Here is a 17,849-nt window from a genome sequence, read left to right on the forward strand (position 1 = left end):
GCAAACATTGACATTCTGTTGTGTTTTCCCAACACTTACATCTGTGAGTCCGGTCAAGAAGGCAGGCCACCTGCCGATCTACAACCGCATCGGCGTACTACGCGCCGAGCGCCGGATGTCACGCGCGCAACTTGCCGAGTTGGTGGGCGTGAACGTCCAGTCCATCGGCTCGCTCGAGCGGGGTGACAACTATCCCAGCCTCGACCTCGCCTTTCGCATCTGCGATGTGTTCGGGCTCCCGGTGGAGGCCGTCTTCAGTCGCCGCGAGTTCGGCGCGATGTCGACACAGTTGTATCGCACGAATGGAGGGCCGTCGTGAACGATCCGAACAGCGTGATCCCCGAGTCCGCGAAACCGGCGTGGTGGCGCGGGTATGAGGAATGGCAGGTACGCAGACACGAGAAGTTCCTGCGTCGCTATGGCCACCGGTTCCCCCGTCTGCGGAATCGGCGCAGTGCCCGCAAACTTGTGGTCGCGCTTGTCATATCGGTGATCCTGGTGATCGCGAGTGCAATCGTCATGTTCTTCACCATGTGGGCGGCGCCGTTCATCGGCCTCATCTTGTTTGTCATGCTCCCGCTCATCTACGTGCTGCGGGCAGTGACGCGCAACGTCAGCGATGCACCGGCCTCGGCCCTCGACGAGTTCGAACTCGCCAGCCGCAACGCCGCCCGATCGATCGCGTACACCGCGCTGTGGGTCTCGATGTTCATCCCGTACCTCGTGCTCATCATCTTGTCGGGCGGAGGCGACAACAGCGTCGGCGGCCAGGTGATCTACGGCAGCGCGGTGCTCCTCATCGTGCTGGTCGCCGGGGCCACCTGCATTCCCACCTGCCTGATCGGATGGTGGCTACCCGACCCCGATCCAGAAGACTTCGCCACCTATCCCCAGGTGGTGGCCAATGAAAACGTCAGCCAATCAGGAGGATTCGAACAGTGACCGCTCCCCTCATCGTCGACGGTCTGAGTAAGAGATACGGGTCCCTCAAGGCCCTCGACAACATGTCCTTCACCGTCGCCCCCGGAGAGATCTTCGGATTCGTCGGTTCCAACGGTGCCGGGAAATCCACCACGATGCGCATCATCCTCGGTGTGCTGTCGGCAGATTCGGGTCGCGTACTGCTGGGTGACTCACCCATCGACCTCGACACGCGACGTCGCATCGGCTACATGCCCGAAGAACGCGGCCTGTATCCCAAGATGAAGGTGGGTAAACAGCTCTCGTTCCTCGCACAGTTGCACGGTCTGTCCCGCGCCGAAGCCGATGACCAGGTGGAGACCTGGGTACGGCGGCTGGGTGTGTACGAGCGGATCGACGATGACGTGAACAGCCTCAGCCTCGGCAATCAGCAGCGTGTGCAGCTGGCGGCCGCCCTGGTTCACAGCCCTGATGTGCTGGTGCTCGACGAGCCGTTCTCGGGCCTGGACCCCGTCGCCGTCGACGTGATGAGCGACGTGCTGAAAGAAAAGGCCGCACAGGGTGTTCCGGTCATCTTCTCCAGCCACCAGCTGGAACTGGTGCAGCGCCTGTGTGACCGGGTCGGCATCATCTCCTCCGGCACCATGCGGGCACTGGGCACCGTGGACGAACTCCGGTCGGCAGGCGAGATCCGGCTCGACGTCGGCGCACCGCAGGCCCCTGCCGGATGGGCCGATCATCTGCCCGGGGTTGTCGGCACCATCCAGAACGGGTCGATCACCACGGTCAGCATGACGCCGGGGACCGACGAGCAGGCAATTCTGACCGCTGCCCTCGCCACGGGGCCGGTCACACATTTCGCCCAGTCCCGACCCGACCTGACCGAACTCTTCCGAGAGGTTGTATCCGCATGAGTGTGAACGCTTCCGATCCGAACAAGCACCCGAAGTCCGGCTCGGGCCGGATGAGCGCGTGGCGAGCCGTCGATCTGGTGGCCCGGCGCGAGATCACCACCCGCGCGGCCACCAAGTCGTTCATCATCACCAACGTGATCCTGCTGGTGGTCATCGTCGCCGGCATCATCGTTCTCTCCATCTTCACCGGCGACGACAAACCGACGAAAGTCGGACTGGTGGGCGACAACTCGCAGTTGTCGGAGACGATCGTCGCGGTCGGCGACGCCTCGGGTGAGAACATCGAGATCGTGCCCATCGGCAACGCCGACGAGGCGCGCGCCCAAGCGAAGGAAGGCGACGTGAAGGTGGCGTTGGTTCCCGGGGCTCCCGGAACCAACAACTACGAAGCCGTCACCAAAGACGACCTCGACGGCAGCCTCGAAGGTGTGTTGCGAACGGCCGTGAGTCAGGACGGGTTGACCAAGGCCCTGGCCGCGGAGAACGTGGACCTGTCGGCCATCAGCGCCGATTCCACACTCACCGTCAGCGAGACAGATCCAGCCAAACCGAATGAGGGACAACGTATTGCCGTGGCGCTCGTCGGCGTCTCACTGCTGATGTTCGCTGTGCTGCAAGGCGGCTCCATGGTCGCGGCGGGAGTTGTCGAAGAGAAGACATCCCGGGTGGTCGAGTTGTTGCTCGCAACGATCAAACCGCTACATCTGTTGTGGGGCAAGATCGTCGGCATCGGATTGATGGCTTTTGCGCAGGTGGTCCTGTTGGGCGGTACCGCGCTCGTAGCCGCCCTCGCCACCGGCATTCTCAACGTGCCCACGGCGGCAGGCTCGATGTTCGCCGCGGTTGTCGTCTGGTTCGTGCTGGGCTTCGTCTTCTTCGCAACCTTGTACGCCGCAACGGGCGCAGTGGTGTCGAGACAGGAGGAACTGGGCTCGAGTTCGGCCCCGCTCACCATTCTCGCGATGGCGGTTGTGTACTCGGCCTACTTCGGCATCGGCTCCCTCGACAGCACGTTGATGCAGACCCTGGCATGGATACCGCCGTTCTCGGCGTCGATCATGCCGGTGCGGATAGCAACGGGCGACGCGACGGTGGTCCAGGTGATCGTCACCATCGTCCTGATGATGATCGCCTGCGCGGTGGCGGCATGGCTCGCAGCCCGCATCTACCAGCGCAACATCCTGCGCACAGGTGCCCGCGTGAAGTGGAAGGAAGCCATCAAGGGCTGACCGGACGAGTCACCCCGAAACGGTCCTCGACGAGTTGGGCAGCATGCGTGGCGGCGGCGTCAGGTGCGATCAATGCACCGGCGACCGCCGCTACTCGTGTACTGACAGCAGGGTCGAGGATCACCTCGAGGCCGGCCACCAACCGCTCGGCGGTCAAACCCTTCAGCCGGCAGAATGTCCCGAGGCCAAGGGTTTTCACCTGCCTGCCCCAGTACGCCTGGTCGGCGCCACCGTGGCAGATCATCGTGGGCAGACCCGCCCGCAGTCCCGCAGCGGTGGTTCCCGCCCCACCGTGATGCACCGCGGCGCGGCACCGTGGCAGCACGGACGCGTGATCGAGCGATTCGGCGAAGAACACTCCGTCATCCAACGGGTCGGGTCCGGTGGTCCGTCCTTTCATCGTGATCAGCGCGCGGACACCAACCGCCGCACAGGCTTCGGTGATCACCCGGGTGAGTGCGTCCGGATCGAGAACCGGCACACTGCCCACCGTGACGAAGACCGGTGCATCACCTGCTGCCAGCCACTGATCCAGAGCGCCGGTATCCGCCTGCGTTGTCCCGACATTCCCGGCGGCTTCACCTCGCGCATCGGCGGGAAGGTCGAGGTACCCGACGACTGGCTTGCGATCGCCCCATTCCTCGACCAGACCGGGGAACAACGCCGGGTCGTAGGCCTGGATCTGAAGAACCCCGCTTGCCATCAATCTCTGATGGAGCGACTGCTGCACGGCAGGTAATCCGAGCCTGGATCGGAACGAGTTCTCCGCACCTCGCCCGGCCATGAACCCCAGCGCGTCGGTCAGCTTCCACGACGCACGGTTGACCGCAGCCGGACCTGGCAGGGCAACTCCGGGAACGGCGCCCACCACTCCGTTCTCGGAGAACGGTCCGAAACGCAGCACCGAGAACGGCACGCCTAGTTTCTCGGCGATCGAGTACATCCGTTCCTGACACAGGGGTCCGCTCACCACACCGTCCACGCCGGTGAGTTCGGCATCGGGTCCGGTGAGCAGATCCACCGCGTCAGCGTCGAACGCCGCGAAACCCTCCTTGATCGCCGCGCCGGCCAGCCGCAGCTTGGTGTATGGGTTCTTGGTCCGCAGGATCTCCTGCCCTCGCGGGCTGTCCCACACCGAGGCGGTGTCCGAACCCACCGCATATGCGATCAGGCCGAGATCCCGGGCGAGCGGGACGTAGTTCGGCGGCACCACCATCCTGACGTCGTGGCCGCGACGCTGCAGTTCGAGCCCGAAGGCCAGACCCGGCTGGATGTCGCCGCGGCTCCCGTAGAACATCAACACCAATCTCATGCCCGCACGATAGACAACGAAAACCGTTGTCGCTGCGTGGATGAGGCCACGGTTAGGTCCGGATGATCGCGGTAACGCGGGTGTAACCGCGAAGAAACTCCAGACGCCTAGCGTCGCCCGATATGACCCACGCTGACTCTCCGTCGATGAGTGTTACGGACGAATCGCCCACCGCACCCAAGGCTGCCCGGCCGCTGGGCACCGGTATCAACATCTCCGGGCTGACCAAGGAGTTCAAGTCCGCGGGACTGCGGGGCGGGTCGTCGGTGACCGCGCTCGACAACGTCGACCTGCAGACCTCGGAAGGCGCGTTCCTGTCGCTTCTCGGGCCATCGGGATGCGGGAAATCCACGGTCCTGCGCATCCTGGCGGGTCTCGAAGAGGCGACTGCGGGCACGGCGCTGATGAATGGGCGCTCACCAAAAGAACTGCAGTCACAACACGGGCTGGGCATCGCCTTCCAGGACTCCGCGCTGCTGCCGTGGCGCAGCGTCGAATCGAACATCAAGCTGCCGTTGCAGGTCGCGGGCATCTCCGTCGACAAGGGTTTCATCGACGAGCTGATCGACCTGGTCGGCCTCAAGGGCTTCGAGAAGGCCAAACCGGCCACCCTGTCCGGCGGTATGCGTCAGCGCGTATCCATCGCCCGCGCTCTGGTCGTCAAACCCACAGCGCTGTTGCTCGACGAACCGTTCGGTGCCCTCGACGACATGACCCGCCAGCGCCTGAACATCGAGCTGCTGCGCATCTGGACCGAGAAGCCGGCCACCACACTGATGGTCACCCACGGCATCGCCGAGGCGGTGTTCCTCTCCGATGTTGTCGCCGTGATGAGTCCCCGGCCAGGGCGGGTCCTGGAGACGGTCACCATCGACCTGCCCCGCCCGCGGGTACCCGACATGATGCGGACCCCGGAGTTCCACGCCCTACACGACCACCTGAGCGGCCTGCTGTTCGGCAACAAGGGATCGGCGGGCGTCGCGTGACCACCCTGACGGCAGGCAAAGGGATGGGCGGCACGCAACTCACCGGTCGGGCGCAACTGGCCGGGAAGCGCTGGGGTGCAGGGGCGATAGGCATTGTCGCGGTCCTGATCATCTGGACGATGGCCGGGTACTTCGAGTGGTTCAAAGGCACCATCCCCACCCCGCTGGCCGTCATCGACGCCATCGGGGACAAGGGGTGGGACTACTACATCAACAACTTCACACCCACGATCGAACTGTCCCTGCGAGGGTTTCTGTGGGGCAACGTACTCGCCATCGGCCTGGCGCTGCTGGTGGTGATCATCCCGTTGATCGAGGGTGTGGCCACACAGCTGGCCATCATCAGCTACTGCACGCCGATCATCGCGGTGGCGCCCATCGTGCAGGTGGCGTTCGCCGAGGTACAGACCATGATCGTGTTCCTCGCGGCGATCTCGGTGTTCTTCACCACGATGATCGGAACGTTGTCGGGCCTGCGATCGCCACATCAGGCAAGCCTCGACCTCGTCAAAGTCTATGGCGGAGGGACCTTTTCGCAGCTGGTACGCGTACGCATCATCTCAGCACTGCCCAGCACCTTCGGGGCGTTGAAGATCGCCGCACCGGCAGCTGTTCTCGGTGCCGTGCTCGGTGAGTTCCTGGCCATGCCGGAAAAGGGTGCGGGGCCGGCACTCATCATCGCCCAGCAAAGCGGCGACATCCCGGCCGTGTGGGCGATCGCTCTCGTCGCGGGAGCAGTCGCCGGCATCGGTTACGGCATCGTGGCGTTCTTCTCGGTCTTCGTCACCCGCTACAGCACCGGAATGGCAGGCAGCAAATGACCGCCACCACCACGTCCCAGGCTCCGCCGAGCGCGCCGGTTCCCGCGGCCGCAGCCGCCCGGGCGAACGCCGGCAACGGCAAGGCGATCGCCTGGGAGATCGCCAAGTTCATCGGCTCCCTGGTGATCTCGTTCTTCTTGATCCTGGTCATCTGGTGGTTGTTCCTGCTGGCGTACCCGGACATCGGCCCGATCATCGGCAAGACGCCGGTGGACGTGTTCCACTACCTGTTCACCGACCCGACGGCCTCGGCAGACCGCAGCGCGATCCTCGACAATCTGTGGATCACGCTGAAGGACGCCGGAATCGGGTTCGTCTGCGGTATGGGCGCAGCAGTGGTCGCCGCCGCGTTGTTCGTGATGTTCCGCCCGGTTGCCCAGACGTTCATGCCGATCGCCATGTTGCTGCGGTCGGTACCGCTGGTGGCGATGACCCCGCTGATCACGCTTGTGGTGGGGCGCGGTGTTGCCGTCGTTGCGGTGATGGGCGGGATCGTGGTGTTCTTCCCCGCGTTGGTGATGATCATGACCGGCCTGGCAAATGCTCCGCGGCAGATCAACGACGTCATCGTGGCCTACGGCGGAACCCGCCTGACGGCCATGAGGATGGCGGCCTTGCCCTCGGCCGTTCCAGCGCTGTTCGCCGCGGCCAAGGTCTCGGTGCCCGGCGCCATGATCGGTGCCACCGTTGCCGAATGGCTGGGCACCAACAAGGGTTTGGGCGCCACGCTGCAGCAGGCGTTGCCCGCGGCGGCCTACAACGAGCTGTGGGCGTCGGTGCTGGTCATCACGGTCGCGTCCATCGTGCTCTATGCGTTTGTCGGTGTCGCCGAGAAGCTCGTGCTGGCGCAGATGGGCACCACACCGACGTAGATCAGCGGCCGGTGGCGCAGTTTCACAACTCGTTACAAACAAACGCACGTGCGCAATGTGGCCGAAACCGCGCCACCTTAAGTTCTGCCGAAGGCGGATCTCGATCTGAAGTACCGCCGACGTTCACTGAAAACAGGAGTCTGCACATGGCTTACACGTTCGACCGCCGATCCTTCCTTCGGTACTCCCTGATCGCCGGTGGCGCTGTCGGAAGCGCCAGTGTTCTCGCCGCCTGCAGTTCCGGCAGCAGCGACAGCGGTGGGAACAGCACCACCAATCCCAAGGTGCAGTTGTCGTGGCAGAAGAACATCGAGTTCGCCGGCGAGTACTTCGCCATCGAGAACGGCTACTACGAAGCCGCCGGACTCGGCACCCCTGAACTGATCACCGGCGGCGGACCGGGCACAGGTGTGGAGACGGGCCTGACGTCGAACAAGGTGTGGATAGGCATGACCGCCCCGCAGCTGACCGCTCCCGTGATCCTGCAGGGCGCCAAGCTCAAGACCGTCGCCGCGACCTTCCAGAAGAATCCCTTCTGCATCGTGTCGTCGGCGGGTAGCCCGATCCTTAGTCCCCAGGAGATGAAGGGCAAGAAGATCGGCGTCCAGGCGTCAAACGAGAACGTCTTCAAGGCACTGCTCACCGCAAATGGCATGACCGACTCGGACATTCAGAAAATCACCGTGCAGTACGACCCGACCCCACTGACCAAAGGTGAGGTCGACGGCTGGGTCTCGTATGTCACCAATGAGCCGATCACGTTGGCAGAGGGCGGTTTCCCCAACGCGAACTTCCTGTTCGCCGACTTCAATCTGCCCCTCGTCGCCGAGACCCTCGTGGTCCGGCAGGAGACCATCGACAACGAACGCGACAAGCTCAAAGCCTTCATCAAGGCCGACATCCAGGGCTGGTACGACGCAGTGGCCGACCCGGCCAAGTCGGCCGAACTGGCCGTCACCAAGTACGGCAAGGACCTCGGCCTCGAACTCGGCGAGCAGACCAAGGAAGCCGAAGCCCAGAACACCCTGGTGGTGTCGGACGAGACCAAAGCCAATGGCCTGCTGACGATGTCAGATGAGCTGATCGACCTGAACATCGAAGCGCTTGCCAAGGCGGGCTACGACATCAAGCCGGCCGACATCTTCGACATGACGATCGTCAACGAAATCTACGCGGAGAACCCGGAGCTGAAGAAGCCGATCTGACATTCCCCCAGCGTGCCCTTTCACCCGTTGACGCCGAAAGGGCACGCTCGTGGGATTCAGTCGAGCTGGTTGTAGCGATCCAAGGCGACCCGGCGTTGTGCCGAGTGGTCCACGATCGGCTCGGGGTAGTCGTCGGGCCGCAGTGCGCCGGGTTCGTGGACAGCGCTACCCGGAATGGGGCGGAGCTCGGGAACCCAGCGGCGTACGTAATCCCCGGAGGGATCGAACTTCTTGCCCTGCGTGGTGGGGTTGAACACTCGAAAGTACGGTGCCGCATCGGTTCCCGACCCCGCAACCCACTGCCAACCGTGCTGGTTGCTCGCCATGTCACCGTCGATGAGTTGATCGAGGAACCATGCGGCGCCGCGCTGCCACGGCAGATGGAGGTCCTTCACCAGGAATGAGGCGACGATCATGCGCAGCCGATTGTGCATGAACCCACTCCCCGAGAGCTGACGCATACCCGCGTCGACGATCGGGAATCCCGTCTTTCCTTCGCGCCAGGCATCGAAGTCCGCATCGGCGTCCGATCCCGAATCGTGCTGCATCGCATCGAACTTCTTGTTCAGGTTCCACCACACCGAGTCCCGTCGCTGATACAGCACATCGGCATAGAAGTCCCGGAACGCCAATTCCCTGACGTAGGCGGCCTGTCCGGAACCCTCGGACTTGTCGAGTTCGACAAGCATCGCCCGCGGATGGATGTTGCCGTACTTCAGATACGCCGACATCCGGCTGGACGCCTCGAGGTCGGGCCGGTTGCGGTCCTGCTCGTAACCGAGCACGCCATCGGCGATGAACTCGGCGAAACGCTCGTGCGCGGCATGCTCGCCGGCAGGGATGTCGAGTGTGGCCGGCGGGTCGGGAATGTCGATGGACTCGACACCTGCGACGTCACCGGGGTCGATCCAGTCTGCGGACTCCACTCCGGTGTCGGCCGGCTCCCGCCATCCGTGTGCTTTCCACGTACGGAAGTAGGGGGTGAACACCCGGTAGGGCTCGCCGTCGTCTTTGCGAACGCGACCGGGCGTCACCGCGTAGGGCGATCCTTCGGCGCGCAGCGGCACGTCGCCCAGCGCTTCGGCCACCTTGCGGTCGCGGCGACGTCCGTACGGGGCGAAGTCGGCGGTGATGTGCACCGCCTCGGCGTCGATGACCTTCGCGAGGGCGGGAATCTGTTCCTCGGGCGCGCCACGGACGACCAGGAGTCTGCCGTCGAGCTGGTTGTGCAGATCACGGAGCGACTCGAACAAGAACGCCAGTCGTCGATCGCCCGACGACGCCTCGAGTTTGGGGTCGAGAACAAAGCAGGCCAGGACGCGCCTGCCCTCGGCGGCCAGCAGCGGGGGCAGATCACCCAGCCGCAGGTCGCGACGAAGCCAGAGCAGGATCGGTTGTTGGTCCATTCACCCATCCTGCCGAAAACAACGGCGAAGGGTGGTACATCAATGTCGCGAATGCTTCGGTGGATGCAGCAGCAGGTCGATGACCAGCGCCGTCCACCCCGTTTGGTGACTCGCACCGAGACCGGCCCCGTTGTCTCCGTGGAAGTACTCGTTGAACAACAGGTTGTCTTTCCACGCGGGGTCTGTCTGGAAGATCTCCGTTCCGCCGTACACGGGACGGCGTCCGTCCGCGTCGGGCAACCAGATCGACACCAGTCGGTCCGCCAGGTCTTGGGCGATCTCGAAGAAGTCGGAGTCGGCGTCCGCCCCGGTGGGGTACGCCATCGTCGCCTCGGGGCCGAAGAAGCGCCCGTATTGCACCAGTGCCCGGATCGCCAGGTAGTTGATCGGGAACCACACCGGTCCCCGCCAATTCGAGTTGCCGCCGTACATGGCGGTCCGCGACTCCGCGGGCTCGTAGTCGATGACCGCGCCGGTGGCGCCGGGCAACGTGTACGGCTCGCTGTACTTCTTCGACAACGAGCGCAGACCATGATCGGAGAGCAATGCGTCCTCGTCGAACACCGTGCGCATCAGCGACCGCAACTGGTCGGCAGACAGCACCGAGAGCAGGATGCGCGGCTTGTCGTCGTCGGTGCGGATCCGCCACGATTGTGCCTCCCCGATGCCGAGAGCCGCGAACCGCCGGGTGAACCGTTTCCGTAACCTGCTCATCCGCTTGGCATTGCGCGCAGGGATCTCCGCCGCGGCCAGCGCCGGGATCAGACCGACCAGACTCTGCACCTTGATGGACTCACAGGTTCCGTCAGGGTCGGTCAGCCGGTCGTAGTAGAAGCCGTCTTCCACGTTGTAGAGGCCGGATTCCTTGAGCGACTGCGCGATCAACGTGAAGTGCTCGAGGAACTTGATCACCATGTCCTCGTAGACCGGGTCGTGGTCGGCCAGTGCCAGCGCAATGCCCAACATGGCCTCGGCATAGAACGCCATCCACCCCGTGCCGTCGGACTGTTCGAGTGTGGTGCCCGGCGGCAGGTGTGAGCGGTCGACCGGACTGATGTTGTCGAGTCCGAGGAACCCGCCACCGAATACGTTGTTGCCGTTCGGATCCTGTCGGTTCACCCACCAGGTGAAGTTGAGCAGCAGTTTCTGGAAGACCCGTTCGAGGAACTCGATGTCGGTGCCGCCGTCGATGTTGAACACCCGCAGCGCCGCGAGGGCATGCACCGGCGGGTTGACGTCGTCGAAACTCCACTCATAGGCGGGCAGAGCACCATTGGGGTGCAGGAACCACTCCCGCAGGAGAACGATCAACTGATACTTCGCGAACGCCGGATCCAGATGCGCCCACGAGATGGAGTGAAAAGCCAGGTCCCAGGCGGCAAACCACGGATACTCCCACGGGTCCGGCATCGCCAGGATGTCGAAGGCATCGAGGTGTCGCCAATCGGTGTTGCGACCGTGCCGATGTCCTGGTGGGGGTGGCGGCTCCGCGGGATCGCCGTCGAGCCATCGCCCGACCTGATAGGAGTACATCTGCTTGCTCCAGATCAACCCCGCGGCGGCCTGGGTGAGGATCCGCATCTGCTCGGTGTCGAGATCCGGGCCGATGGCGGTATAGAACTCGTCCGCCTCGCTTTGCCTCTGCGCGGCAATTCTGCCGAAGTCGTCTCCCGCCCAGTCACTTTCATGGGAGCCGGCGTCGTCCGGGCCGGACAACCGCACCCGCGCCTGCACCGTGTGTCCCGCGGGCACGTCCAGGTGGTACCACCAGGCGGCCTTGGTTCCGCGTTGCGCCGGATTGACCGTCGCAGCGCCCGCGACCACATGGTCGTTGATCCCGTCTTTCGGGTACGGAGTGACCGGGTCACCGCCGAAGATCTTGGGATTGTTGGTCTCGTTGTCGCAGAACAGCACTCGCGGCACGGTTCCGTCGCTTGCCGGCGCTGCCCGCAGTCGGTAGCCGTCGAACCGGGCGTGCTCGAGTACCACCGCATCACCGTCGGCGGCCAAACCCGGGATGTTCTCCTCGCCCGCGGCTCGCCAGGTGTTCCGGAACCAGCCGGTGGGCAGCACGTCGATCGACGCGTCGTCCGCGCCGTTGTTGGTGACGCTGATGGTCATCAGGATGTCGGTGGGACCGGCTTTGGCATAGGTGACGTCGACAACCCAGTAGCGGCCATCGTCGAAGACCCCGGTGTCGAGCAACTCGTACTCGAAGTCGTCGCGTCCACGCCGGGCGTTCTCCGCCACCAGTTGTTCATAGGGGAACGCCGCCTGCGGGTAGTGGTAACGCCACTGCAGCAGAGCATGACTCGGCAACCCCTGCAGATACCACCAGTATTCTTTGACGTCTTCACCGTGATTGCCCTGCGGGCCGGTGAGCCCGAACATGCGTTCTTTGAGGATGGGGTCGGCGCCGTTCCACAATGCCAACGACAGGCAGAACTCGTGCCCGATGTCGGAGATCCCGGCCATACCGTCTTCGTTCCAGCGGTAAGCACGGGAACGCGCATGGTCATGCGGGAAGTAGTCCCATGCGTTTCCGTCGTCGCTGTAATCCTCGCGCACCGTCCCCCATGCCCGCTCGGACAGGTACGGACCCCACAGGTACCACGGGTTCGCATCGTGCAACCCGTCTTCGAGACGACCGGTGGCTTCGGCGAGACGCCGATGCTCGGCCGTGCCACCCGGCCGGCGATGTTGCCCGTTCACTCAGATCGCCTCGCGTTCAGCATCATCGGAGGTGCTCTCCGCAGGGACCGGCTCCACGCGGAACAGATGCCACAGCATGGGGCCCAGCTCGACGAACAGGCCGTCGGCCAGATCGGCGGCACTCCGGCGATACCGCAGGTCACGGGTGTCGTCGACGAGGTCGACCTCGTCGACCTGCATATCCTGCGTGACGTGCTGCGAGTCCAGTGCCCCAAGACCGTCCCATCGTGCTCGAACCATGCCACTGGCGACCTGGTCGCCGAGGTTCACCACGACGAGCCAGCGGGTATCCCCGTGCCAGGTCCACGCCAGCAGATCCGCTGTTGTGGAGTTGTCGGCCCATCCGGTGATCTCGGACGTGGCCCACGATCCGAATCGAAAAGTGTTGTCGCGCAGAATGTTCATCAGCCGGCCATAGAAGTCGAGCAGCTCGTTGTCGACCTCCTCCACCGGGCTGCGGCCCAGTTGCACAGGGAGATGTACGCGCCGACCCTCGAACTGGCCGTCGTAGATCAACCTCGCGCCGGGCTGGGTGAACGACGTGACTGCCGCGATCTTGTGCTTTTCGAGCGAAAACACCGAGGCAGCCCTGGGCTCGTCGTGATTTTCGAGGAATCGGACGAGCCGGCTGAGATGGTCCGGCTCGGCATCGAGTTGCCTTCTGACCGTGGCGGCGTCGCCGCCTTCGACGAAGCGGTCGTACAGACCCTTGTCGTAGCAGTAGTCGAATCCCTGCTCCTGCAGGGCGGCCTCGAGGCCCCAGTACGCCTCCGCGAGGAATGTGAAGTCGGGGTGTATCGACCGCACCGCTCCGATCACGAGTGGCCAATACTCCTGCGCCGGAACTTCTCCCGCGCGCTCGCCCCAGGTTCTGCCGAACACGTCGTTCATCATCAGCATCGCCATGTCGCACCGGACGCCATCACACTGTTCGGCGATCCGCGTGAGGGTGGTGATGACGGCCGCACGCAACTCGGTGGAGAAGGCGTTGAGTTGCACAACGTCGGGCCACGCGGGGAAGTAGGGGTCGCGGCCGTTCGCGAGTACCTTGTCGCCGACCTCGATGAAAGACGCCGGTTCCTCGCGCAGGTCATCGGCGGTGCCGCCGACGAAGAACTCCGGGTGCGCGGTGGTCCACGAGTGGTCGGGCGCAACGTGGTTGGGCACGAAGTCCAAGATCAAGCGCATCCCGCGGTCGGCAAGGGCCTGCCGTGCCGACGCCAGCCCGTCGGGGCCGCCGAGCATCGGGTCCACCTCGTATCCACGGATGCAGTACGGCGAACCGACGATGTCGTCGATGGTGAAGTCGGGCAGAATGTCCCGGCAGTGTTGCACCAGGGCCTCGTCCGCTCTGGCGATCGCGACACCGGCCGGGCTGCGCTGCCACACCCCCATCAGCCACACCGCATCAGCCCCGGACGCCGCGATCGTGTCCCACACCTCGCCGGGAACATCACCCAGTTCGACGCGCCGACCGCACCTCCTGCTGAGCTCGTCGAGCCACGGCCACGTGTTGATCTCGTAGATGAACGGGTGCGCGATCACCCCGTAAACCTATCGCGCACAATCCCGTCGGTGGCGGTGAACGCCGGGAGATCATCGCCCGTTCACCGAGGAAGACCGGGTGGGTGCTGCACACAGCAAACAGCCCCGCACGGTGACCGTGCAGGGCTGCTGCGAAGATGCTTACCGGAACCTAGGAAACGCCGAGCAGATCGATCACGAAGATCAGCGTCTTACCCGACAGCCGGTGTCCGGCACCCTCGGGCCCGTAAGCGAGCTCGGGAGGCACGGTGAGCTGGCGGCGGCCGCCGACCTTCATGCCGGGGATACCTTCCTGCCAGCCCGGAATCAGCCGGTCGAGCGGGAAGTTGGCGGACTGGCCGCGGTTCCACGAAGAGTCGAACTCCTCGCCTGTCTCGTACTCAACGCCGACGTAGTGGACGTCGACCACTCCACCGGCAACAGCGACGTCGCCGTCACCGATCACCAGGTCGGTGCTCACCAGTTCGGTGGGTGCGGGGCCTTGGGGGAACTCGATCTCAGGTTTTGTCATGGTTCAGCGCTGATCCATATTCAGGTAGTCACGTTCGGTGTATCCGGTGTAGATCTGCCGGGGACGGCCGATCTTCCCGGTCGGGTCGGCGTTCATCTCACGCCAGTGCGCGATCCAGCCGGGTAGCCGGCCGAGTGCGAACAGCACGGTGAACATCCGGGTGGGGAACCCCATCGCGCGGTAGATCAAACCGGTGTAGAAATCCACGTTCGGGTACAGCTTGCGCGAGATGAAGTAATCGTCGCTCAGGGCCACTTCTTCGAGCCCCTTGGCGATGTCGAGGAGATCGTCGTTGACGCCGAGGAGCTCCAAGATCTGGTCGGCGGTCTCCTTGACGATCGCGGCCCGCGGGTCGTAGTTCTTGTAGACCCGGTGCCCGAAGCCCATGAGCTTGACGCCGTCTTCTTTGTTCTTGACCTTGTTCATGAACTCCTTGGTGTCGCCACCGGAGGCCTTGATGTCGTCGAGCATCTCGAGCACGGCCTGGTTGGCACCGCCGTGCAGCGGGCCCCAGAGTGCGTTGATGCCACCGGAGATCGAGGTGAACAAGTTGGCCTGCGACGACCCGACCAGGCGAACCGTGGACGTGGAGCAGTTCTGCTCGTGGTCGGCGTGCAGGATGAACAGCATGTCGAGAGCCTTGACCACGTCGGGGTTGACCTCGTAGGGCTCCGCGGGGAAACCGAACGTCATCCGCAGGAAGTTCTCGACCAGGTTCAGCGAGTTGTCCGGGTACAGGAACGGCTGTCCGGTGGACTTCTTGTATGCGTACGCCGCGATGGTGGGCAGCTTCGCCAGCAGGCGGATGGTCGAAAGCTCGACCTGCTCGGGATCTTTCGGGTCCAGGGAATCCTGGTAGTACGCGCTCAGGGCGTTAACTGCGCTGGACAGCACCGGCATGGGGTGCGCGTTGCGCGGGAACCCGTCGAAGAAGCGCTTGAGGTCTTCGTGCAGCAGCGTGTGGCGGCTGATCTTGTTGGTGAACTCGTCGAGTTCGGACGGGGTCGGGAGCTCGCCGTTGATCAGGAGGTAGCTGACCTCGAGGAAGCTCGATCCCTTCGCCAACTGCTCGATGGGGTATCCGCGGTAGCGCAGGATCCCGGCATCGCCGTCGATGTACGTGATCGCCGACTTGGTGGACGCCGTGTTGACGAAACCACCGTCGAACGTGGTGAGTCCGGTCTCGGCGAGGAACTTCCCGAGCCCGACGCCGTTGGCACCTTCTGTCGCTTCGACGATGGGAAGCTTGATCTCGCCGCCGGGATAGGTGAACGTGGCCTTGGCCTCCGCTGCCGATCCGTTGGCGGACACTGTTTCGGCGGACACTTGGTCCTCCCCTTTTCGACGGGCTGCACCGGTCTCGTGAACCGGTGCAGGTGTTTTACCTCCGGGGTCGTCGTAACGATCGTGCGACCCGGTTAACAACCTAGTCGGTTTCAAGCTCGCCCGCCCACGGAGGGTCCGCGCCGGGCCGCGACACGGTGATCGCAGCTGCCCGGGCGGCGAACTGCAGGGCCTCTGACCAGTCGTTTTCGGTCATCGTGCGGAGCAGTGCGGGGTCGAGGAAGCGGTGCGTTCCCAGCCAGTGCAGCAGGGCGCCACAAATCGTGTCACCAGCCCCTATGGTGTCGATCACATCGACTCTCCGGCCGGGTACACGCGCGGTGAGGTCGGGCGTGCGAACACTGAGTCCATCGCCCCCGTGCGTGATGACAACAGCGCCCACGCCGGCTTCGATCCAGCTGTCCGGATCTGTTCCGGCGGCGCCCTCGACCAGCCATTCGGCGTCGTCGTCGGACACCTTGACGATGTCGAGCGACGGCAACCACGAGGCAAAGCGCTTGCGGTAGGCGTCGGGGTCATCGATCACACCGGCGCGGATGTTGGGGTCGAGCAACGTGAGGCGGCCCTCACCATGACTGCGGTGCAGGAGTTTCTCGTAGGCGCTCGCGCCGGGTTCGAGCACCATCGACAAGGTTCCGAAAGCGAGGGCGGCGACCGTGCGCGGCAGCTCACCCGGATCGGCGACCAAGCGGTCGGCGGTGCCTTGAAGATAGAAGTTGTACTGCGCCGATCCGTCGTCGCCGATGCTGGTGAGAGCAAGCGTGGTCGGTTCTGGACCACGTTGCAGCAGAGAGAGATTCACGCCGGCGGAACGAAGTGCATCGGCGAGGGCATCGCCGAACGCGTCGGTGGACACCCGCGAGCACAACGACACCGCGGACCCGAGCCGGCCCAAGGTGATCGCGGCGTTGAACGGACCGCCACCCAAGGCCGGTGTCAGCGGACTGAGCGCACCGGGTGCAGACGGCACCAGGTCCACCAGCGCTTCTCCACACACGACGATTTCTCTCACGGCGCCACCCTCATTCCCGGAATCGCAGGCCCCAGCGGCCGGTCCAGATCTGGCCCGGTTCGAGCACGATCAGATCGGTCCCGGTGGCAAGCGCGTTGGGCGGTGCGGTCATCGGTTCGATGGCCACGGCCCTGCCGCGACCGGGGTACGGCTGGTCGTGGCCCGGGTCGGCGGTGAAGGCCTGGACCCACGAGAAGTTGAGGTCGGTCCACAGTTCGGTGGTCCCGTCCGAGCCGATCAGGCGATGGGTGATGATGCCGTCGTCATCCGCCATCGCGGTGAACGGGGTGTCGAGCCACACTCCCTCGACCGGTCGTGGTGTCCGGAAGTCGAACTCGGTGCCGGCGACGTCGACCGGGTCACCGTCGGGGAGTTGGCGTTCGGCGTCGAGTGGCTGGTACTTCGCCGCAGCCAGCTGCAGTGAGCAGTTGTCGGCCGGCACGTCGCCCACGCGGACGAACGTGTGCTGGCCCAATGCGTAAGGCGCGCGGATGGTCCCGGTGTTGGTGGTGGTGTGGGTGACCGTGAGCCCATCGGGCCCCACCGCGTAGGTGGCGGTCAGCTGGAGGTCGAACGGCCAACCCGGATGCTGCCCCACGGCGACGCCGAGGGTGACCGACGTCGAGGTCTGGTCGAGGACATTCCAGTCCACCATCCGCACGAAGCCATGGTTGGCGTTGTTCCGCCCGGCTTCGGTGATGGGGAGCTCGTACGACGTGCCGTCGAAGGTGTATCGGCCGTCGCCGGTGCGGTTCGGCCAGGGCGAGAGCACCAATCCGCACGAGAGCGGCGGCTTGACCCCGGGTTCGATGTCCCAGGTCTCGGTGAGGAGTCGGCCGCGCCATCTGACAGCCCGGAGCCCGGCGCCGGTCGCGGCGATCTGTGCGCTGTATCCATCCGCTTCGATGCTGTGCCCGGCCACATCGGTCAGCTTAGCCGCCACCTGTGGTCGCGATGCGAAGTTGTCGCCCCGGCAAAAGCTTTCATCCATTCGGCTGTGGCGGTTGACACTCCCCGTGAGACGGATCTAGAGTTTCGTCTCATTGGTGTCCCCCGGCA

16 protein-coding genes are annotated in these 17,849 nt (G+C 64.5%); 8 read left to right on the forward strand and 8 right to left on the reverse strand.

Annotation, left to right across the window (positions count from 1 at the left end; translation table 11 throughout):
• The first annotated feature begins 43 nt into the window (after positions 1 to 43).
• Genes KXR83_RS07235 through KXR83_RS07250 form a run of 4 tightly spaced genes read left to right on the forward strand, consistent with a single transcriptional unit; the run spans position 44 to position 3,064 of the window.
• Positions 44 to 319, forward strand: coding sequence for a helix-turn-helix transcriptional regulator (locus KXR83_RS07235; RefSeq protein WP_023959804.1), 276 nt, complete (start codon positions 44 to 46; stop codon positions 317 to 319).
• Positions 316 to 942 carry a hypothetical protein gene (locus tag KXR83_RS07240; protein WP_437424243.1) on the forward strand — a complete coding sequence of 209 codons (627 nt, stop codon included), beginning with the start codon at positions 316 to 318 and terminating at the stop codon, positions 940 to 942. Before KXR83_RS07235 ends, KXR83_RS07240 begins: the two co-directional genes overlap by 4 nt.
• Entirely contained in the window at positions 939 to 1,835 is an 897-nt protein-coding gene (locus KXR83_RS07245; protein WP_437424244.1) for an ABC transporter ATP-binding protein, read from the forward strand. The genes KXR83_RS07240 and KXR83_RS07245 overlap by 4 nt, the downstream gene beginning before the upstream one ends.
• Complete coding sequence (locus tag KXR83_RS07250) at positions 1,832 to 3,064, forward strand: ABC transporter permease (protein ID WP_437424245.1); 1,233 nt, start codon at positions 1,832 to 1,834, stop codon at positions 3,062 to 3,064. The genes KXR83_RS07245 and KXR83_RS07250 overlap by 4 nt, the downstream gene beginning before the upstream one ends.
• Here the strand turns inward: KXR83_RS07250 and KXR83_RS07255 are convergent.
• Positions 3,054 to 4,376 carry a glycosyltransferase gene (locus KXR83_RS07255; RefSeq protein ID WP_437424246.1) on the reverse strand — a complete coding sequence of 441 codons (1,323 nt, stop codon included), beginning with the start codon at positions 4,374 to 4,376 and terminating at the stop codon, positions 3,054 to 3,056. The two genes, KXR83_RS07250 and KXR83_RS07255, sit on opposite strands and share 11 nt — an antisense overlap.
• Before the next feature lie 146 nt (positions 4,377 to 4,522).
• Between KXR83_RS07255 and KXR83_RS07260 the strand changes: the two genes are divergently transcribed.
• From KXR83_RS07260 to KXR83_RS07275, 4 genes are all read left to right on the forward strand, one after another.
• Entirely contained in the window at positions 4,523 to 5,362 is an 840-nt protein-coding gene (locus KXR83_RS07260) for an ABC transporter ATP-binding protein (RefSeq protein ID WP_437424247.1), read from the forward strand.
• Between the two features lie 23 nt (positions 5,363 to 5,385).
• The gene (locus KXR83_RS07265; protein ID WP_437424464.1) at positions 5,386 to 6,183 is read left to right on the forward strand and encodes an ABC transporter permease; all 798 of its coding nucleotides are present in this window, start codon (positions 5,386 to 5,388) and stop codon (positions 6,181 to 6,183) included.
• A complete protein-coding gene (locus KXR83_RS07270; RefSeq protein WP_437424248.1) occupies positions 6,180 to 7,055 on the forward strand; it encodes an ABC transporter permease in 876 nt (291 codons plus the stop codon). Before KXR83_RS07265 ends, KXR83_RS07270 begins: the two co-directional genes overlap by 4 nt.
• Positions 7,056 to 7,201: 146 nt before the next feature.
• Positions 7,202 to 8,260, forward strand: coding sequence for an ABC transporter substrate-binding protein (locus KXR83_RS07275; protein ID WP_437424249.1), 1,059 nt, complete (start codon positions 7,202 to 7,204; stop codon positions 8,258 to 8,260).
• 56 nt (positions 8,261 to 8,316) lie between these two features.
• Here the strand turns inward: KXR83_RS07275 and KXR83_RS07280 are convergent, their stop codons facing one another.
• The 7 genes from KXR83_RS07280 to KXR83_RS07310 all read right to left on the reverse strand — a co-directional run bounded on the left by KXR83_RS07280 (position 8,317) and on the right by KXR83_RS07310 (position 17,712).
• Complete coding sequence (locus tag KXR83_RS07280; RefSeq protein WP_437424250.1) at positions 8,317 to 9,666, reverse strand: cryptochrome/photolyase family protein; 1,350 nt, start codon at positions 9,664 to 9,666, stop codon at positions 8,317 to 8,319.
• A gap of 39 nt (positions 9,667 to 9,705) precedes the next feature.
• Positions 9,706 to 12,378 carry an MGH1-like glycoside hydrolase domain-containing protein gene (locus KXR83_RS07285; RefSeq protein WP_437424251.1) on the reverse strand — a complete coding sequence of 891 codons (2,673 nt, stop codon included), beginning with the start codon at positions 12,376 to 12,378 and terminating at the stop codon, positions 9,706 to 9,708.
• Positions 12,379 to 13,923, reverse strand: coding sequence for an alpha-amylase family glycosyl hydrolase (locus KXR83_RS07290; protein WP_437424252.1), 1,545 nt, complete (start codon positions 13,921 to 13,923; stop codon positions 12,379 to 12,381).
• A 151-nt stretch (positions 13,924 to 14,074) separates the two neighbouring features.
• Positions 14,075 to 14,434 (reverse strand): FKBP-type peptidyl-prolyl cis-trans isomerase, encoded by a 360-nt coding sequence (locus tag KXR83_RS07295; protein ID WP_023960055.1) that lies wholly within the window; start codon positions 14,432 to 14,434, stop codon positions 14,075 to 14,077.
• Positions 14,435 to 14,437: 3 nt separating this feature from the next.
• A complete protein-coding gene (locus KXR83_RS07300) occupies positions 14,438 to 15,760 on the reverse strand; it encodes a citrate synthase (protein WP_437424253.1) in 1,323 nt (440 codons plus the stop codon).
• Between the two features lie 100 nt (positions 15,761 to 15,860).
• Positions 15,861 to 16,790 carry a carbohydrate kinase family protein gene (locus KXR83_RS07305; protein WP_437424254.1) on the reverse strand — a complete coding sequence of 310 codons (930 nt, stop codon included), beginning with the start codon at positions 16,788 to 16,790 and terminating at the stop codon, positions 15,861 to 15,863.
• A 10-nt stretch (positions 16,791 to 16,800) separates the two neighbouring features.
• A complete protein-coding gene (locus KXR83_RS07310; RefSeq protein ID WP_437424255.1) occupies positions 16,801 to 17,712 on the reverse strand; it encodes an aldose 1-epimerase family protein in 912 nt (303 codons plus the stop codon).
• Between the last annotated feature and the right edge of the window lie 137 nt (positions 17,713 to 17,849).

The organism is Williamsia muralis (assembly GCF_051487485.1).
Lineage (GTDB): Bacteria > Actinomycetota > Actinomycetes > Mycobacteriales > Mycobacteriaceae > Williamsia > Williamsia muralis_B.